The 18263-nt window shown below is 43.1% G+C and carries 10 protein-coding genes; 2 read left to right on the forward strand and 8 right to left on the reverse strand.

What is annotated here, in order from left to right; all coding sequences use genetic code 11:
• Positions 1–422: 422 nt before the first annotated feature.
• From AC58QC_RS01095 to AC58QC_RS01130, 8 genes are all read right to left on the reverse strand, one after another.
• Positions 423–1670: an alpha-L-fucosidase gene (locus tag AC58QC_RS01095; RefSeq protein ID WP_497413364.1), complete on the reverse strand. Its 1248-nt coding sequence runs from the start codon at positions 1668–1670 to the stop codon at positions 423–425.
• Between the two features lie 34 nt (positions 1671–1704).
• On the reverse strand, positions 1705–3081 hold the full coding sequence (locus AC58QC_RS01100; protein WP_497413365.1) for a glycoside hydrolase family protein: 1377 nt from the start codon (positions 3079–3081) through the stop codon (positions 1705–1707).
• A 75-nt stretch (positions 3082–3156) separates the two neighbouring features.
• The gene (locus AC58QC_RS01105) at positions 3157–4761 is read right to left on the reverse strand and encodes a type 2 periplasmic-binding domain-containing protein (protein ID WP_497413366.1); all 1605 of its coding nucleotides are present in this window, start codon (positions 4759–4761) and stop codon (positions 3157–3159) included.
• 73 nt (positions 4762–4834) lie between these two features.
• On the reverse strand, positions 4835–5731 hold the full coding sequence (locus AC58QC_RS01110; RefSeq protein ID WP_497413367.1) for a carbohydrate ABC transporter permease: 897 nt from the start codon (positions 5729–5731) through the stop codon (positions 4835–4837).
• A gap of 13 nt (positions 5732–5744) precedes the next feature.
• Positions 5745–6707 carry an ABC transporter permease gene (locus AC58QC_RS01115; protein WP_497413368.1) on the reverse strand — a complete coding sequence of 321 codons (963 nt, stop codon included), beginning with the start codon at positions 6705–6707 and terminating at the stop codon, positions 5745–5747.
• Positions 6708–6863: 156 nt separating this feature from the next.
• Positions 6864–8525: a helix-turn-helix domain-containing protein gene (locus AC58QC_RS01120; RefSeq protein WP_497413369.1), complete on the reverse strand. Its 1662-nt coding sequence runs from the start codon at positions 8523–8525 to the stop codon at positions 6864–6866.
• A complete protein-coding gene (locus AC58QC_RS01125) occupies positions 8497–10305 on the reverse strand; it encodes a sensor histidine kinase (RefSeq protein ID WP_497413370.1) in 1809 nt (602 codons plus the stop codon). Before AC58QC_RS01125 ends, AC58QC_RS01120 begins: the two co-directional genes overlap by 29 nt.
• Before the next feature lie 376 nt (positions 10306–10681).
• Positions 10682–14800, reverse strand: a complete 4119-nt coding sequence (locus tag AC58QC_RS01130) for a polysaccharide lyase family 8 super-sandwich domain-containing protein (protein ID WP_497413371.1) — start codon at positions 14798–14800, stop codon at positions 10682–10684.
• Between the two features lie 322 nt (positions 14801–15122).
• On the opposite strand from AC58QC_RS01130, the gene AC58QC_RS01135 reads away from it, so the two are divergent.
• The gene (locus AC58QC_RS01135; RefSeq protein WP_497413372.1) at positions 15123–16430 is read left to right on the forward strand and encodes a response regulator transcription factor; all 1308 of its coding nucleotides are present in this window, start codon (positions 15123–15125) and stop codon (positions 16428–16430) included.
• Positions 16423–18216 (forward strand): sensor histidine kinase, encoded by a 1794-nt coding sequence (locus AC58QC_RS01140; protein ID WP_497413373.1) that lies wholly within the window; start codon positions 16423–16425, stop codon positions 18214–18216. The genes AC58QC_RS01135 and AC58QC_RS01140 overlap by 8 nt, the downstream gene beginning before the upstream one ends.
• Positions 18217–18263 lie beyond the last annotated feature (47 nt).

Consider the following 18263-nt stretch of genomic DNA (forward strand, 5'->3'; position numbering starts at 1 on the left):
AAGCAAACAAAAACCATCCTCAGTTTTGACGATGGTTTTTGTTTGATATTATCTGTCTCTGTTCTTTCAGTTTCTAGGTACTTCTAGCTGGCCGCGGTAATCGGCTTGTTGTCCCAAATGCTCAAACGCGAGTTTGACATTGAATACCCTCATTCTTATATTCTTCAATTCATTCTAGAAAGCATATTTAGTGTTCAAGTATGCTTCTAAACGTTGCCTATCGGAATCCAATAAGGCGGTATTGTAAACAAGCAACTCCGCGATATCTCCGTCTATCGTGTTACGCTTCCCTTGTAATATTTGGCATGAAAAGACCTGAAAGCATCGTCATGAGAACAACAATACTGATCCTCATTAGATTTTGTTTGAGTGTCATCATTGAACCACCTCTCGATTTCAAGATTTCAAATGCCTTATTCTTTTCAGTAAAGAACCTCCGCCACTCTCACCACATAATCCACCCCGTAGGGATAACCCGTCGCTTGCAAGCAAAGCACACCTTTTTCCAAATTTTGCACAAATGAGAGCTCTTCGCAGTTGTCAAGCCAGACGATCGACCGAATCGGTTGCTTCAACCCTTGAAATACTCTCGGTCCCGATCCGATATTGCCTATCGAAACATTTGCATGCCCCTCTATCTTCAGATGATATATAAATAGGAACATACGTTTGTCTGCGGTCTCTAGCGCAAAATCATCCCCGCTCCCAGAAATATCGCAGGGTATTCCATTGTATATTGCCTCTCCGAATACATCGACCCATTCGCCAATGGTTTCTAGAATCGCAGCCTGAAGCTTAGGTAAGGCTCCACTACCGGTGAGTCCAATATTAAGCAGATAGTTCGCCCCCACCTTCCGACTAACGCATAGCGTCTCGATGATCTCCTTGGGAGATTTAACATTGAAGTCGGAGCGGCCATAGCCCCAGTGTCCGTTGATCGTTTGACACATCTCGACTGTTAAGTACTTGCTCATACCTATCCGGTTGAGCGGTGTCGGGCATTCTTGCTCGAAAGTAACGCTATCTAGCTCGGGGTGTCCAATCTCACCTTGATTGAATAAGCCTGAATTATTAATGATCATCGCATTCGGCTGATAACGTCGTATCATCCCATAGAGTGCATCCTCCTTCCAGTCCTCTCCCTTCCGGCTCCAGTTCCCATCAAACCAGAAGCCGCCAATTTCCCCATAATATTTGCACAATACCTCGATCGACTGCTGTAAATAATTCAGATAAGTGTCGAAATCCCCAATAAACGAATCTTGGTACCAATCCAAAGTCGTATGATAAAAGAACGGTAAAATCCCTTCTGCCCGACAGCCATCCACAAATTCCGCAATCAGGTCGCGCTTCGCTGCACTATGGGGTGCATCGTAATCGCTAAGCCCTCTCGTATCATACAGAGAGAAGCCATCGTGGTGCCGTGTGGTCAACGTAATGTATTTCATCCCCGCCTTCCGGGCAAGTTTGGCAATCGCTCTTGCATCAAACTCCTCCACAGAGAAAGTATCCTGCAGCTTAAGATACTCTTCCTTAGGGATACGATTAAGGTGCATTGCCCATTCCCCTTGCCCAAGCTGTGAGTAAAGCCCCCAGTGGATAAACATCCCGAAGCCAAGTCGCTCGAAGCGGCGTACATGTTGAGATGGAATTGGAATAATTAAACTCATATTAAAATCCTCCTACAAATCAAAAAATTATACCTTACTCTAATCCCCTTAGATCGGAGTTAACGTGAATCCTACCTGGACCCGGGATCAGATTGGCAGTGAAAGTGTCATTCACTAACACGCTGGCGGTCGTATATAATTGTATTTCTTTATTTTCCACACTGTTTACAATCAAATCCATTAGACCTTTCTGGTTAAAAACGCATCCGACCAAGTTGATCCTGGTTTTATAATAATCCGTCATGGCCTTGTTTCCACTGAACGAGAAACTATTATTTTTAAAGCTGGAATTTGTAATGGTTAACACATCAACCGGTGTATTGATCGAAGCAAAAGGAAACTTATGATCATGCAGCACACGAATATTATCGAATACCAGTTGCTCCTGGTGAGGGACTGGGGCTCCAGGATAATACGAACGACTATATTTGTCATTATCAAAATGTACAGAAAAGCCCGTTCTCGCTTTATGTAAGAAAATACTCCTGAACGTCACATTTCGAACCCCTGCGGTGTAGGTAACTTCATCTTGAACCATGGTCCAATTGATATCGTCTAAGACCATAGAGCCACTCTCATGAATTGGTTGTGTATTCGATACGTAAGTCTTATTATCAGCTTCTGCTCTGACACGGTATATACGGCCATTCGAAACCACCGTATCCGATTTTTGTACAACCATTCCCGCCTCCCAGTCCTTCCAAGCCCCAGCTAGGATTCGGCAAAAAAAGCCCACTGATTCATTATTTTCCTTATTTCGAAACAAGTCATGGCAATTCTCTACAACACCATCCTCAATCCAGCCGAGTTCCGGGTTGCCGACGTCGTAATCATGTGAATTTAGCGCAACGGCATCGTCATAGGTTTCAAAGATTCCATTACAAATATGAAAACGTTTGCCCCTTCCGAGATGGACCCCGTCCTTGTCACCTTTGATCACGACATCATGGATAATGATGTCTTCAAATGAACATATCTGTATGCCATACTGCATTTTACCTAAGTCCAAGCAGCGAAAACCTTCAATTCTCACATCTTTAACGTAGAATAGAGCAAGTTGCCCATGTAAGCCAAAGACGTCATCAAACTTTCGAATATCCATCCCATTCACAACAATATGAAGATTCTCAATCGTGATGTGCTCGTCGTATGTTTTGGTTAGTGCCCCTTTGTTCAAGATGACATGCGAGTATGGGCCCTCCTCATCTTCCTTTTGCACAAAAACATTATTTCCCATAATCAAAGTCGTATTGCTTCCAATGTAAACGGTCCGTGCCAGCTTGTAAGTACCCGGACGACTTACCGTGATCGTTCCGCACGCATCCAGGGCTTTTTGAAGAGCTTTGGCGTTATCGATCCCTGTCGATTGAGGCGAGAATCCAAAGTCAGCTGCATCCATAAATAGATTCATATCTCTTTCATCCTTTCAGTTAGTCATTTTTAAAAATAGCAGGCTCTATCTAAGTAGAGCCTGCTATTCACTTCACTACTTCTGCCACTGCTTCAAGTAAAGACGATTGGCTGACTCTGTTGCTTCATTGCCCCATTCTTTCTTCCATTGTTCGATAAATTTATCAAAATCTGCAAGCGTTTTGGTGCCAATTATCACTTCAGCAAACATCCGATTCCACTCCTCATACTTAGTCTTTCCTTTAACAACCAAATCCTCTCCCGATGGGGAAGTAAGAGGGCCATTCACTCGACTAATTGCCCATTCTGTGTTTGCTTGAGAATAATAACCGGTGGAATCCTCGGCATATTTCTTTAGATTATCCAAGTATTCCTGTCTCTTTGTTCCTTTCGCTAAATCCCAATTTACACCAGGCGCTGCAGCGGTGAACCAGTTAAAGCCTTCCTTCACATTACCGTCAGCATTATTCAACTCTTTCTTGATGGTAGGCACTCCATCCACGATATCATACGTTTTTCCTTGTACTCCGAAGGTTCTAAGCATGTAGAGTTCTTTATCACTAAACAATTTGTCAACGACTTCCATTGCGGCATGCAATTTGTCCGGATCCTTCTCAAGCTTTTTGCTAAAGCTGACGCCTGAACCGAGAATAAGTTCGTAAGTGTTAAGTGCAGGCTTAATACCAGCCTTCCAAGTAGGATATGGAGCCCATTGAAAATTGGCCTTTGGATTCTTTGCTGCTAATTGATCGAACATGGATCCTGGGACATAAGGCGCTTTTATAACGGTACTAAGATTTGTGAATTGGAAGGAAACTGTATTCCCGTTAATCCATTCATTATTAAGTGCAGCTATATCCATGGTAATCCATTCAGGATTAATATAACCTTCCTTGTACCAACGTGATAGAAGTTCAAGCGCATCGCGCATTTCTGGCATATAGGGTCCATATACCAGCTTATTGTCCCTTAATTGCCACGTATCGTAGGATGTTCCGAAAGCAGCGATGAAACCATAGAATGATTGTCGGATCAAGTCTTTGCCTCGAGCTGTAATGGGATATTTGCTAGGATATTTTTGTTTATATGCTTTAAGGAACACTTCCCAGTCATTAAGAGTTTTAGGCAGTTGTAACCCAAACTCATCCAACAAGTCCTGACGGACGACAAGGCCATAGGGGTAAGTCAACTCTTTATTCCCTATTGAGAAAGATGCTAATTTTCCGTCGACTGATAAACGATCCAAGACTTTCTGTTTATCAATACCAAATTCTTTATATTGTCTGATCGCAGCCTCATAAGAAAGTGGCATGTATTTTTTCAGATCATCTTCCGTAAATTTCGCTGTCCCGTTCTTCCGGATTTCTTCTGATGTGACCTGGAAAACATCCGGCAAGTCGTTCGAGGCATAGTAAAGATTCAACTTATCTGTGTAGTTGGAATCAGGGACTGCCGTAACCTCCAAATCTTGTCCCAGCTTTTGTGATATTGTCTTCATGGTCTCCGAATCTGGATTCGGTTGGACGCGAGTGGAAAGGATTTTAATCGTATACTTTTTCTTATCCGCTGGCTTATTTGTTTCTTCAGTCTTAGGAGTAGATGCTGTTGAGCCGCAGCCTGCTAACATCCCCATCGTGATTATCGTTGCCATTGTAGCTGATACTACTTTTTTTCTATTCATTGTGTTACCCTCCTCTATTGATATTATTATATAAAGGCTCTGCCCTTACATACTGCTTAAACTTGCACAGGATTCAGCCTTTGACGGCACCAACCATGATCCCTTTGACAAAATATTTTTGCAAGAATGGATAGACGCATACGATCGGCAAGATGACGACCATAAGGATTGCCGCTTTAATCGATTCGGGCGTATACTGCTGACCTTGCAGTTCGGCAACATTAGCAGCAAGCAGAGGATTCATCCCTGACATCTGATTGGCATCGCTAAGCACTTCACGTAATACAATTTGCAACACTTTGATTTTGTTGTTCGTTATATAAATAAGAGCATCAAACCATGCGTTCCAATGGCCAACCATCGTCCATAATGTAACTGTCGCAATGACAGGAGCGGAAAGTGGAATAATGATCCGAAAGAAAATGAATAGATCATTGGCTCCATCCATGCGCGCGCTCTCCTCCAACTCATCCGGAATAGAATAGTAAAAATTTCGTAATATGATGATATTCCAAGCGCTTACAAGACCAGGCAGGATAAGAGCCCATACAGTATTCGTAAGGTGGAGGTTTTTAACCAAAAGGTAAGTCGGTACCAAACCTCCCCCGAAAAACATCGTGAAAACCACGATCCACATCCAAAATTTGCGCCCCAAAAAGTATGTCTTTGCAAGCGGATAAGCCATCATCGAGGTCACGAGCACCGTGAGCAGCGTTCCTACGATGGTGCGATAGGTCGTCCAATAGTAAGCCTTGAAAATTGTATCCCCGGAAAATATTCGTTTGTAGGCGTCAAGAGTTGGATGCAGCGTATAGAGATGCAAATTGATGAGCTGCGCTTCTGCCGGTTGGCTAAAGGACAGTACTACTTGCTGCCAGAAGGGATAAAGAATTGTAAGTGACAAGACCAAAAGAATCGTGATATTCATGAAATCGAAGATCGTCTCCGATTTGTTCTTTCGTATTCTCATCGATTGCTCCTTTCTACCAAATCGAGTGGTTAGTGAATTTACGTACAAAACAGTTACTTAATACAACAAGAATCATGGCAACGACCCCCTTACAGAGTCCTACTGCCGTCCCGAAGCTATATTGAAAATCAGCAAGCCCAATGCGATATACATAAGTATCGATAATATCCGCCACGCCATAAACTATAGGATTGTATAAGTTCATTATTTGATCAAATCCTCCATCAAGCACATGCCCAAGCTGCAATATAAACAGGATGCTGATTACGGGAAGCAAGCTAGGCAAGGTGATATGTAGCATTTGCTTGAATCGACCAGCCCCGTCCATTTTGGCAGCCTCGTAAAGTTCTCCGCTTATCCCTGCAATAGCTGCCAGGTAAATAACGCTTCCATATCCAAACTCTTTCCAAATATTTGAAGCCACTACAATGGTAAGAAAAGGACCAGGTTGGGTGAGCAGAACCTCTGTTTTCCAATTCAATAGCTTACTAATCAGTCCATAAAGACCATAGCTGGGCGATAATAATTGAAAAATCAATCCAGAAATTACGACCCAGGATAAGAAATGGGGTAAATACGAGATGGTCTGAAAAATCCGTTTTGCTTTCTTATGCACCACTTCATTTAACATTAATGCAAACACGATAGGCGCAGGAAAAGCGAAAAACAGATTTAATAAACTGAGCCTTAGCGTATTGTAGAGCACGTGCATGACGGCATCTGATTGAAAAATCCGATTGAAATATTTCATGCCTGCCCACGGGCTTCCTAGGATCCCCTCCATCGGATTGAATTCCTTAAAGGCTAACACTACTCCGTACATAGGGATGTATTTAAAAACAATAAAATAAATCAATCCTGGTAGCAGGAGCACAAACAGGTATTTTTGCCTGGCAAGCTGGATAAATGTTTGGGCTAGCTTCGTCTTAGGCACAACCACGGACTGCTTATTTACCTGTGCAAACTGTTGGTTCATCAGCGGTTCCTCCTTAGCTTTGTCCCCCTATTTTAACAATCAATACACTTATATGAGAATGATCGTATTGTACATTTCATGATCAAATCATACCTGTCCGCATCATTTTTTAGGTGACGTAACAAAATAAGACCCCATATGGGGTCTCATTTTGAGCTATCTTGTTCTTCCCGTTGAGAATTCTTTGGGACTGATACCCGTTACCTTTTTGAACATACGGCTAAAATGCTCGGTGCTTCCGTAGCCAACCGCTTCAGCGATCTCGTAAATTTTTAACAATCCTTCCGTCAGCAGTACCTTGGCTCGCTCAATCCTGTATTGATTCAAGTATTCAGAGTAGTTCACACCCAGTTCCTTTTGTACGAGTCTACCTAAGTAAGCGCTGGTTATACCGAGATGCTCTGCAGCAGACTGTAAGGTGACCTCATCTTTGAAATGTCCTTGTACATACTTGATTAGCTGCCTGACCTGACTGTTCCCGGTTGCCATCTCCTCTGCGATTCGTTCCAGAATCTCTTGCAGTCGGCGATTCAAATCCGGAATGGCTTCTTGATCGTAAATATACTCGTTAAAACTTTGAATCAGGTCATCGCATACATTTCTCATCCCGTATTTTTCAACGAAATCCGTCAGACAAAAGGTGTATTTTTCATAAAGTCGTAGCATATCGCGAAAGTTTTCCGGAGTCACATGATCAGGATGTACAAATAAAGATTCGGGCGTTTTCAATAGAAGCTGAGGATGGAACGCTGCCAACACATTGCGCAGGAGTTCCACTCTTTCGTAACTATTAAAGGGAGCAGCATCATTTTGCCCTGCCCCGTTTTTTTGAATATCCGCATCAAAAAATAACTTGCCTTTTCCCCGAATAAAACGGAATTGACATGCCTCCATCGCTTGTAAATATAACTTCGGAATTGAGTCTACTCCCGGTTTCTCCATACTGAGGCCGCCTGAGATCCGAAGTCGGAAATAATTTTCTAGTGAGGACGAAAGTCTTGAAAACAACTGGACCCAACTTGATCTATCTGGGTCGCTCTTTACATTCACTATGTTAAGCAGAATAACGAACGTTCCGGATCCGTTGTAGAAAAGGTCTGCTTCCCATCCATTCTCCAATATTTCTTCCATCACATTGGTAGCCGCAAAAGCTAACAGCTGCTCATTTCCATTCCATTTTAGTTCAAGCAGTTTATGAAAATTATCTGCCGCCACGTATAGCATGGCATGGCGCCCTTGGTCATAACGAATATTTAAGTAATCTTTCCTCTGTGACAGAAACTGCTCCTCCGTTACATAACCGATACAGAATCCGCGAAGAAGCTGCTCTCTGATGTGTCTCCGATTTCGGAACAGCTCATTGTCCGCATCCTTCAAGCGGTTCAAATCCGCTTCCGAGAACCCCTCCAGCTTCACAAGCTGCTCTAGTTCCTTGCGCTCTGTATCTAATTGCCTTGCGAGTGTGTCCAACAAGGCTATAAATGAGTTAGGATCCAGCTCCGTCTTTAATATATATTCCGAGGCACCCAGTCGCATGGCCTCCCGAACCAGTTCAAAATCATTATAAGAGCTCAGTACAACCGCTTTGGCATCACAGCCCAGCTGCCTTACTTGTCGAATGAGTTCAAGACCGTCCATGAAGGGCATTTTGATATCGGTCACTAGCAGATCGGCACCGTTAATTTTTACCGCCTCCAGTGCTTGCCCCCCATCAAAAACTTTGGCCGTGACCACATAACCATATTGCTCCCACGGAATAAGCTGTGAGACTGACTTCACCACCATCCGATTATCGTCCGCTATAATGACTTTTTTCAAGGGATGACCCTCCCTCCTTATATATGCAGGGCAATCGAACCAAGGCCTCCGTACCCTTACCTGGGACACTGATCAACGTTACCCCATACTGGTGGCCGTAATACAATTTCAAGCGTTTGTCGACGTTCTGGACCCCGATTTTGTTTAAACGGTCTGGCAGTCGATCCTCCCCTGACATAATTTCTTGGATCCTTTCTTTACTCATTCCCACTCCGTTGTCACAAACAGATATGACCAACTCCTCCCCCTCCTTCCTTGCCTTTATGGACAAGACAGGATCTGCTGGGGCCGAATTTAAACCGTGAAAAAGCGCATTTTCTACTAAGGGCTGCAAGAGTAGATTCGGCATAAATACATCCATTACCTCGTTATTTATCTCGACCTCGAATCCCATCTCGCCCATATATTGCATCTTATGAATCCGAATGTAATCTTTAATGTTGGCTAATTCCGATCTTACGCGAATCAGATGTCTCGAGCTTCCAAGTGTCCTCTGAAACAACCTGGCTAACACATGAAGCACCTCGGCTACTTGATGGGCTCCTTGCGTAAGGGCAAATAATCGAATAGAGCCAATTGTATTATTCACAAAATGAGGATTGATTTGGTACTGAAGCATATGCAGCTCAATTTCCCCCCTCCGTTTCTCCTCATCGATAAGCCGTGCAACGGATTCCTTCAACCGAACGGCCATATCATTAAAAGAACTTGCCAGAATATTAAATTCATAATCAAAGTTTGGCTCGATCTGGATATCAAAATTCCCATTCTGCATCTGCCTCATCGCCACTATCAGCTTTCGTACTGGTCTTGAGAGTTTACGTGCGATAAACCAAGATAAGAATAGTAAAATAAGAAATAATAGGACACTGAGAATCACAGTCGAATTAGCTATGGAACGAATCTTTCCTATAAACGCCTCTTGGGGAATGATCTGAATGACCTGCATGTCCCATTGTGGAAGACGGTAATACCCAATCATCACCTGTTTTCCATTCACTACCGAGGGATAGCTTCCATTCATCTTATTCTCAGGCAATTCCGTTACTCCCTCAACATTTAGGTGACTTCCAATCCTCTCACTATCCGAATGGGAAAGAATTTGTCCTCCTAGGTTGCTGATCATAACTGTATCCTCTCCTTGTTCATTTCCCTTTCGAAAAATATCCGAAAAAAACTTTTCTGGAACAAATAAGAATACGCCTGCGAGATAAGCTGCTTCCTCATGACGTTCTATATTGTCGTATAGTCTTCTTCCGAATATGTAGTAGTTTTCCTTTACTCCAGAATACTTATTGATCATCTGCATCGTATGCAACTGAACACTGCCTTTATGAGCCATCACGGATTCGTACATTTTAGAATGACCAAGATCCTGGAGATAATTTCTTTGAACTCCCTTGAAGCTGTATACCAACTGATTATTTTTATATAAAGCGACTGCTGCGACAGACTCTTCACGTAGAAACAGTCCGTTCATGATGATGTCAAGGTTTCGGTAAACATCCCAGGTCTGAACCGTCGTACGATTAAAATCGCTATTAAAAAAAATCGTTTTGAGATCTGTCGAATTGACTAAAAAATCCAAATATTTTAGGTACATCCGTTGTTGAAAGTCAAGGTTCTTACCTATTTGTTCGAGGGCTGCCTGCATCGCTTGTCCGGCATTCTGCTTCGCAGCGTTAACGGATATGCGATAAGCGTTCGTCCCCATTGTAATTACCGGCAGTAAAGTTACTACTATAAACATAATCAACAATTTGGATTGAACCGTTTTCATACAACCTCCATTATTTCTGCACGCGGCAGCCTCGATGTTTGGGATTTAACTTTAGTCCTTCTCAAGCTAAAATCATAAAATTGCTCATACTAATGACTTTATCTCCCGTTTTTTCATATTTTGTTCCTGGGTTAATTGTATGAAAAAAAAAGAGCTTGCATGAGTACAGGCTCTTCAGAAAACGACAGAAGGAGCCCGTAAATGACAGGCTCCTCCAGGTCACGCTTATTGAATTAATTCTCTACACTATACAATAAACGTCTGAGAATTACAACCGGACAGGAGCATACTGAAACTATCTATCGGAATCTTCCGAAAGGGTAATGTCACGCGAAACGAAGGTAATTTCCTTCTTCCCGTACCTCATATTGCCATATTAATTGCTAAACTTGAACCAGTCGAAGTTACCAACCCCATATCCGCCTTTAAAAACGATATAAACGTCATGAACTCCGCTTGCGCCAGTCAATGTGCTTGTTTGCTGTGTGAATGTGGAATATCCTCCCGTATTTTGTATGGTAAGCGTTCCTAACAGCATGCCTGTCGGGCTGTCGAGCCTGATTTCCGCAGTCTTGCCTGCATTGGTTGCAGTTACTCCGACATTTGCGGTAAACAAATTGTAGCCGCTCCCCAGATTTATCTGCTGATAAGCTACCCAATCGCCGTTGTCACAACTTCCGATCACGGTACCGCCATTGCTTATACCGCTCATATTGTTGTAAGCTTCGGATTGGATCTTTAAAAATAAATTATTTACAACAATACGAGTTACATTGGATACGTTGCCCGCTGCATCCGTTCCTCTTGCATAAACGGTGTTATTTGCTGAAAGGACAACAGGGGTTGTATACGCTGTCCATGTGCCGCTTGCGCCAACTTTGTATTCTTTCACCACTGCATCTGTTGGATAGCTGATCGTTACGGTGACGTTGCTGTTGGTCGGCGCTGTAATATCTGCTGCTAAGGTTGCATCTGCTGGTGGTGTATAATCATTGCTAAACTTGAACCAGTCAAAGTTGCCTACTCCATATCCACCTTTAAATACGATATACAAGTTATGAACACCACTAGCACCTGTCAGCGAGATCGTTTGCGGCACATATGTGCTATAGGCACCCGTACCTTGTGGGGTAAGCGTCCCCACAAGTGGACCTGTCAGGCTGTCGAGATGTATTTCCACAGTCTTGCTAGTATTGGTCGTCGACACACCGAGATTAGCGGTAAAGGTGCTGTATCCTGTTCCAAAGTCAACATTATTGTAAGCTATCCAATCTCCATTATCAGTGCTCCCTATGACGTTTCCACTTTTAGTTACACCGCTCATACTGTTGTAACTTTCGGCTTGAAGCGTAAAATCTACAGGACCAGGCTTTACCGATTTTCCGTTTGAATAATCGCTGTTCCCGGCAGCGCTGTAGGCCGAAACCACAAAGTAGTAAGCGACGCCATTGGTCAATCCCGAGATCGTGTAGCTGTTACTAACAAATGGAACGTTTATCGTGTTGGTGTAGCTTCCTGACGTCGTGCCATACTTGATCTTAAAGCCCGTTGCATTACTATAATCAGACCAGTTCAACGTCGCCTGTCCGTTCTCCCGTGTCGCACTGTTTAATACGGGTGCAGCAGGCAGCACCGCAGCTCCCAAATTGAATTTCGCATTGAAAGTTTTGCCCACCGATCCGTTCGCATTCACCGTCATCTTGATCGTCGGACTCAGCTGTGTGACGGTGATACCCGTATCCATCGTGATCACGTCTGTTGCGCTCCGATTGATCTCCAGATTAATCGTTCCCGTATTAGCCTGCGTAGGGTCGGAAACCCCTACATCGATCGCGCTTGACGATTGTAATGTTGTTACGGATGCTTTTTTGTCGCTTGTAATAAAGCTCGAACCGTCTACGTACACGCTCTTGGTGATATCATTCCAGAAGTTGGCTCCCACAGCGTTCAGTGTCGTGTCATTCACCGCCTGCGCATTCACTCCATTTTCAAGGATAGTGATACCCGGACTGCTGGCATAAGTGGCCATATCTGCGGCACTTTTATTCGGCAGCATGACGTAGGAATAAGACGCGTTTGTTGGGTTTACACCATGATTCAACGCCAAGCTCAAATAATTCCTTGTAATCGGAACCGGATTCGTCGAGCCTGAGTTGATATCTTTCCATGACCCGGTTCTCGCTTCACGCAGACCGGATACGGTCGCCTTGCCCGGGAAGTAGTAGCCGATATCCGAATTCGTAGTAGTGCCGGCCAAATGCGCCCAACTCACACTACTCATTGCTTCCGTCCAACCTAGTTGGTTCGATTTCGCGAGCCCGCCCACTGTCAATGCATTGTCTCCGCTATCGTTCAACTGACGGTTTTCCACGATCGTTTCTACATTCCGACTATCATTAGCCGTAATGCCCGCCCCTAAAGCAACGATTTCATTGTCGAACATGAACCACGATTTCTTGCCAGTCAGCGTGCTGACATCCAGATCAAACTCCATGCCGGCCGATCCGTACAAGCCGTTCACAGATGATCCGCCGGCCCACGTTTTCGGACTTAGATAATTTTGCAAACCTCCTTGCGAGCCATCCGCAGTAGTGCCCGGGAGGCGAAGCGAGCTTACCGTCGGCCAATAGTTGTTACTGAATTGTGTCAGATCTCCATTATACAAATAAGTCATGCCGTTGCCGGTATTGCCTCCCTTGAGATTTTCGCCGTTAAAAGACTCAAAGTTAGATATCCTTTTTGAAGACATACTAATGCCGAAGCCAAAACCGGGGCGCAAATGAACGACTCGATCCATCCCCGCAAACACTTTATTCTGGACCAGTTCACCGAGCGGTGTGACGGCTGAATCGCTCATAAATGTCTTCATAAACGAAATAGTGAAAATGGAACCCGTAATATAGTTCGTAGCGGTGTCTGCCTGAATCCACGCTTTGGCCATACTCTTGAATAATGCGGCCTTATCCGCTGGCGCTACATGGGATAAGAGGATAATCGACTGGATGGCCGATCTGCCAATTGAATGATCACTAAATCCTTGTCTCGAAATTGCCCTCCCTCGTACCATGTCCATCATGGCGCCTTTATAGATCAGAGGTTGATAAGCGTCCGTCACCCATTTGTATACGTTATTGACATTGGGATCGGTGACTGTCCATGTTGAACCATTCAATAGATACAATATTCTAGCCATATCGTCTAATAGAACAAGGCCGTAGCTTCCCGAATACGCCACAGTAGTATGTTGAATGAAAGAACCGTCCTCATAAAATCCGTCTCCAGTGGTGACATAGAGAAAAATCTGGCTGAGCGCGTCTCGTGCCGAGGCGATTAGGGCATTGTTCTTGCCAAGCAAGCCTTCAATTGTGTAAATGATAACTGAATCCGCTCGGTTCGCTCCCAAAGTAACTGTGCTAAAAATGAATTTAAAATGGTGGATCACTTTCAGGTAATTGCTCAATTGCGTTGCCGTTACTTGATCATACATCAGAACGAGGGTATCGTTTAGATTAAGAGGAATTCCGGTTCTATAATCCCACACGTTACATCCGCCAGGAATCGCCGTATTCTCGTTATATTTATTCATATATAGCCAGTCCAAACCGTTGATAATGTCCGTCTTTAACGCCACGTTTTGATAGAGGGCAGAGCCTTTTGTGGCATAAGCTAGCGCCATTTTTTTCAAACGACTGTAATCACTGTCTGGCGAACAGTTTGCCACTGTATCACTCCATAAATAGGTCCTGTTCGAAGCTGTATTCATAACATCCCAGTACCCCGACACGACCAATTGCGGTTTAAAGGAGGTGTTTTCATTACTGTTGAAAGAAATCGCCTTGTCTTCTTTTTCATCGGTTACTACTATGAACGAAGCTAAGGCGTCACTTGATCTCTCATTTCCAACAAAACCGGTTACTTCAAATTCATAATAACCGGCCATGTTGTTGACATAAACTGACGATAAGACAGAAGTACTGGCGGCTGGTGCGTTATTCCAGGTAATCCCCGATTCCGTCCAGTCGTCCGTGGTTCCTAGCACCTTTACTGCAACACTCGTCGTATCCTGAATGTTACTTCCATATAATCTCAATTTGACTACGCTTGATGCCGTAACAGTAGAGAGGTCAAATTTGAGATACGTTTTTCTACTATTCCCGGTAGATGTACTATCCTTGACGATCAACGAAGTGTCGCTTCCATAATTCGTCTCACCGTTTGGACCGTCTCCGACATAAGTATCTGCCGAAGGCTGTAAAACTTTACTGTATGACACAGTATTGGTGATGCCTTGAATTGTATTGGCAATATACGTATCCGTAACAGGCGTACTGTAAGCAGAGTTCCCGGTCAATAAATCGAACCACTTCAATCGGAGCGTATCATATTCGTCGGCCGCCAGCACCTTAGCAGGAATTATCGTCAAAAATAGGCTGAGAAAAAGCAGTACACTTAAGCCAGTGTTGATCCATTTCGTTGTTCTCTTAATCTTTATCATTTTGACACTCCTTTCCCTTCAAAAAAATATTTAACTAAAATTTACATAATTTGTAATCGTATAAAAAAATACATTGAATACCAATAAACGTTTCCACAATTGCGCAAGATTTATAAATCGAGTATTCTTATCCAAGAGGTTGATAATCAACAGGCCTGTTTTTTATCTTTCATGGGTATGCAACCATTATAATGTAAGCGCTTCTTTTTTTGTCCCCTAGTATTTCTACATTCGTGTATGTAAATTCACTTCTCCTTTGATCCAGAATAGTGACTTTTCTTAACATAGGTATTATGAATTTACATGAAAGGGTGGGATTATCTTGTATAGACTATTAATCGCAGATGATGAAGAGAGATTAAGAAGAGGCTTATGCCATTTCATTAACTGGTCAGACTTAGGCTTCGAAGTTGTTGGAGCCTTTGAAGATGGCCGAGGTATCCTGGACTACTTGGGCATGCATAAGGTGGATGCGATTCTAACGGATATCCAAATGACGGAGGTCTCGGGTCTGGAGGTAGCCAAATATGTGCATGAGCATGTTCCAGAATGTGCTGTAGTCATAATTAGCGGATTTAAGGAATTTGAATACGCCAAAAAAGCGATTGAATACGGTGTCGAGCATTACCTACTCAAGCCTACGGATATAGACGAAATTGGACGTGTATTCACAGAGCTAAAAAGAAAACTGAATTTGGAACGACAAAGAAACGTTGAACTGCAGCAAGGTCGAGAACGCGTGGAACAGCTTCTTCCCATTTTAAGCGAGCAGTTTTTTATCGATCTTGCGAGGGGGGCGATTACTTCTAAACTTGACATGGACAAAAAGGTCCGGCTCATCGGTTTAGACATTGATCCTACCCAAGTTTGGTGCGCCATCATTTCCGTAAAATTCAACGTATCAGGATACGTTTCCTCCGAGAAATCAACCTATGGGAATGAACAACTGCACCTTGCATTACGTAATATCTTCCAAGAAAAGTCAGAGGACGTGCTATATGCGATCGCATCCCCTTCACCCAGTTCGAATTTGAATGTAATCGCGATAGCAACCAAGGATCAGGCCAAAGTAAGCTTCGAAATTGCCATCCACAGCCAGATGAACGAAGTGTGTGAAAGTATTGAAAAATTCTTTGATATAAAGCTTTCCACGCAAATAGAATGCCTTCGAGACAGCTTGTACGAACTAAGCTTCTTTAATCAGTCCATTTCTGATGCGGTGACGCATCCTACTGAAGAAAACCCCTTAGATATGTATCCAGATGAGATAGGCATAACAGAGAAATCTTCCGATACGATGATTAAGAAAGTGAAGGATTACATCGAAAAGCATTATTACCATGACATTTCCTTAAATGAAGTGGCAGAGCAAATTTATTTAAACCCTGTTTATTTCAGCCGCTTTTTCAAGCAGCAAACAGGCGAAAATTTCATCGAGTATATGACGAAAATCCGAATGACCAAAGCGATTCAGCTATTAATCGAGAACAAATATAAAATATATGAAATTAGCCTTATGGTCGGTTATAAAAGCGATAAGTATTTTGCCAGGCTGTTTAAACAATACACCGGGTATTCACCGAGAGATTATTTAAGATACCTCATGAAAGTGAGTGAACCAAGTGACTAAAACCAAGAAAAGTCTTTGGTATTACATCCGTAACTACAGATCTAATAGTCTCTTTATCAAAAATTTAATCATCACTTTTCTACTATTTATTTTGCCTCTATCCATCATTTGTGGGGTTGTATATAACTCATCCGCCCGATTTGTCGAAGACGGCGTGGGCGATGTGAACACCGGATCTTTATACCGGATTCGAGATGTCATTGACACGATCTTCTCTGAAACCAAGCTTGTTGGCGCCTACATTTCTCTAAAGTCCGAAACCGAATCGTTCATGCTGACAAGTCAAAATCAAATGAACGTAAATCTCATTTCGGACAAGCTGTCTTCGGATATCAAAACTTTTACAGGAATTTATAATTATATTCACTCGATTTATATCTACTCGGATAGCAAGGATTATCTCATCTCGAATATTTATAATGGCTCACTTAACAGCATTCCCGATAAATCCTGGTATAACATTTACCAAGGATTGCAGAACCATACAGGGGAGATTGTGCCTCGGATCAGCGATTACGGCTATCCTTTTATTTCGATTATTAAGCCTTACACCTTTTTTGGAACGGACAAAAAAGGTGCTGTCATTGTAAACATTGATGTAGAGGCGCTTGGCAAAGTAATCGGAAATACAGGCAACGCGTTGTCCCAAAACACCTTTATCCTTGACGGTAAAGGAACCGTTGTATTCAGTCGAGACCCTCAATTGCTTCTTCAAAATGCGGAGCAATCCCCTCTTCTGCAAGGTATTCTTCAGCAACCTGAAGGCGTTTCAACCACCAAGATGATTGATAGAGATAAATACATCGTATCTACGGTCAATTCGGTCAATGGAGATTGGAAATACGTTGCGGCCTTCCCACTCAGCAATTATGCTGAAAAACTAGATGAAATACGATATTTATTGTTATTTTTTATTGTCATCACCATTGTTTTTGGAATTGTTTTCTCTTTTCTCATCTCCATCCGTTCCTTTCAGCCTGTAAAGACGATTATGTCTGTTTTGGACAACCCCATGGAGCCGCAGGGCGCTCTCCTTTCTCCATCCATTAAATATCCGAACGAGTTGGATTATATCAAAGGCACGATCCAGCAAAATGTCCAAGCCAAAAGGGTCATGGAAGAAGAGCTGCAGAAGAGGCTAATCCTTTTGAACAATGCTCAAGCCGCAGCGCTTCAAGCACAAATTAATCCTCATTTCCTCAGTAATACGCTAGATGCGATCAAGTGGGGAGCAATTGAACTATCCGGCGGTAAGAACGAAGTCTCCTCCATGATTACCGACCTGTCGCATCTGTTCAATCTTAGTTTAGACATGGAGAATCGCCTGGTCCCGATTTCCACCGAAACCGATCATGCCAAGCTGTATCTGAGAATCATGGAATACCGCTACGGAAACTTGTTTCAGGTCGTCTGGGATATTGACCCTGCTCTCTTGAACTGCAAAATTGTAAAGCTCACCTTCCAACCGCTCATTGAAAATGCCATCTATCATGGCATTAAGCCAAAAAAAACAAAAGGGCAGATTCTCATAAAGGGTTGGGTGGATTCAAATAGCCACCAAGTGTGTCTGCAGTTCATAGACAACGGAATTGGCGTGCTGCCGGAACAGGCTGAAGCCATCAATCAAAGGATGAATAGCGAACAGGCCCTGCTTGGAGAGCATATCGGCATGCAAAATGTCAACCAACGCATTAAACTCATATTTGGCATTCCATTCGGGATCTCTATTTCACATGATCGTAACACTGGAACTATAGTGGAAGTCCGTATTCCGTTGACAGCTTAATCGCTTTTCTGTCTTTTGAGATCAGGAAGTTGCGTATAATTGTAAAA

Source organism: Paenibacillus sp. J22P51, from assembly GCF_059692215.1.

Excerpts from the sequence above, each read along its gene's own strand:
- AC58QC_RS01110 (WP_497413367.1), bottom strand. The coding sequence starts at position 5,731 with ATGAGAATACGAAAGAACAAATCGGAGACGATCTTCGATTTCATGAAT.
- AC58QC_RS01105 (WP_497413366.1), bottom strand. The coding sequence starts at position 4,761 with ATGAATAGAAAAAAAGTAGTATCAGCTACAATGGCAACGATAATCACG.
- AC58QC_RS01115 (WP_497413368.1), bottom strand. The coding sequence starts at position 6,707 with ATGAACCAACAGTTTGCACAGGTAAATAAGCAGTCCGTGGTTGTGCCT.
- AC58QC_RS01130 (WP_497413371.1), bottom strand. The coding sequence starts at position 14,800 with ATGATAAAGATTAAGAGAACAACGAAATGGATCAACACTGGCTTAAGT.
- AC58QC_RS01100 (WP_497413365.1), bottom strand. The coding sequence starts at position 3,081 with ATGAATCTATTTATGGATGCAGCTGACTTTGGATTCTCGCCTCAATCG.
- AC58QC_RS01095 (WP_497413364.1), bottom strand. The coding sequence starts at position 1,670 with ATGAGTTTAATTATTCCAATTCCATCTCAACATGTACGCCGCTTCGAG.
- AC58QC_RS01125 (WP_497413370.1), bottom strand. The coding sequence starts at position 10,305 with ATGAAAACGGTTCAATCCAAATTGTTGATTATGTTTATAGTAGTAACT.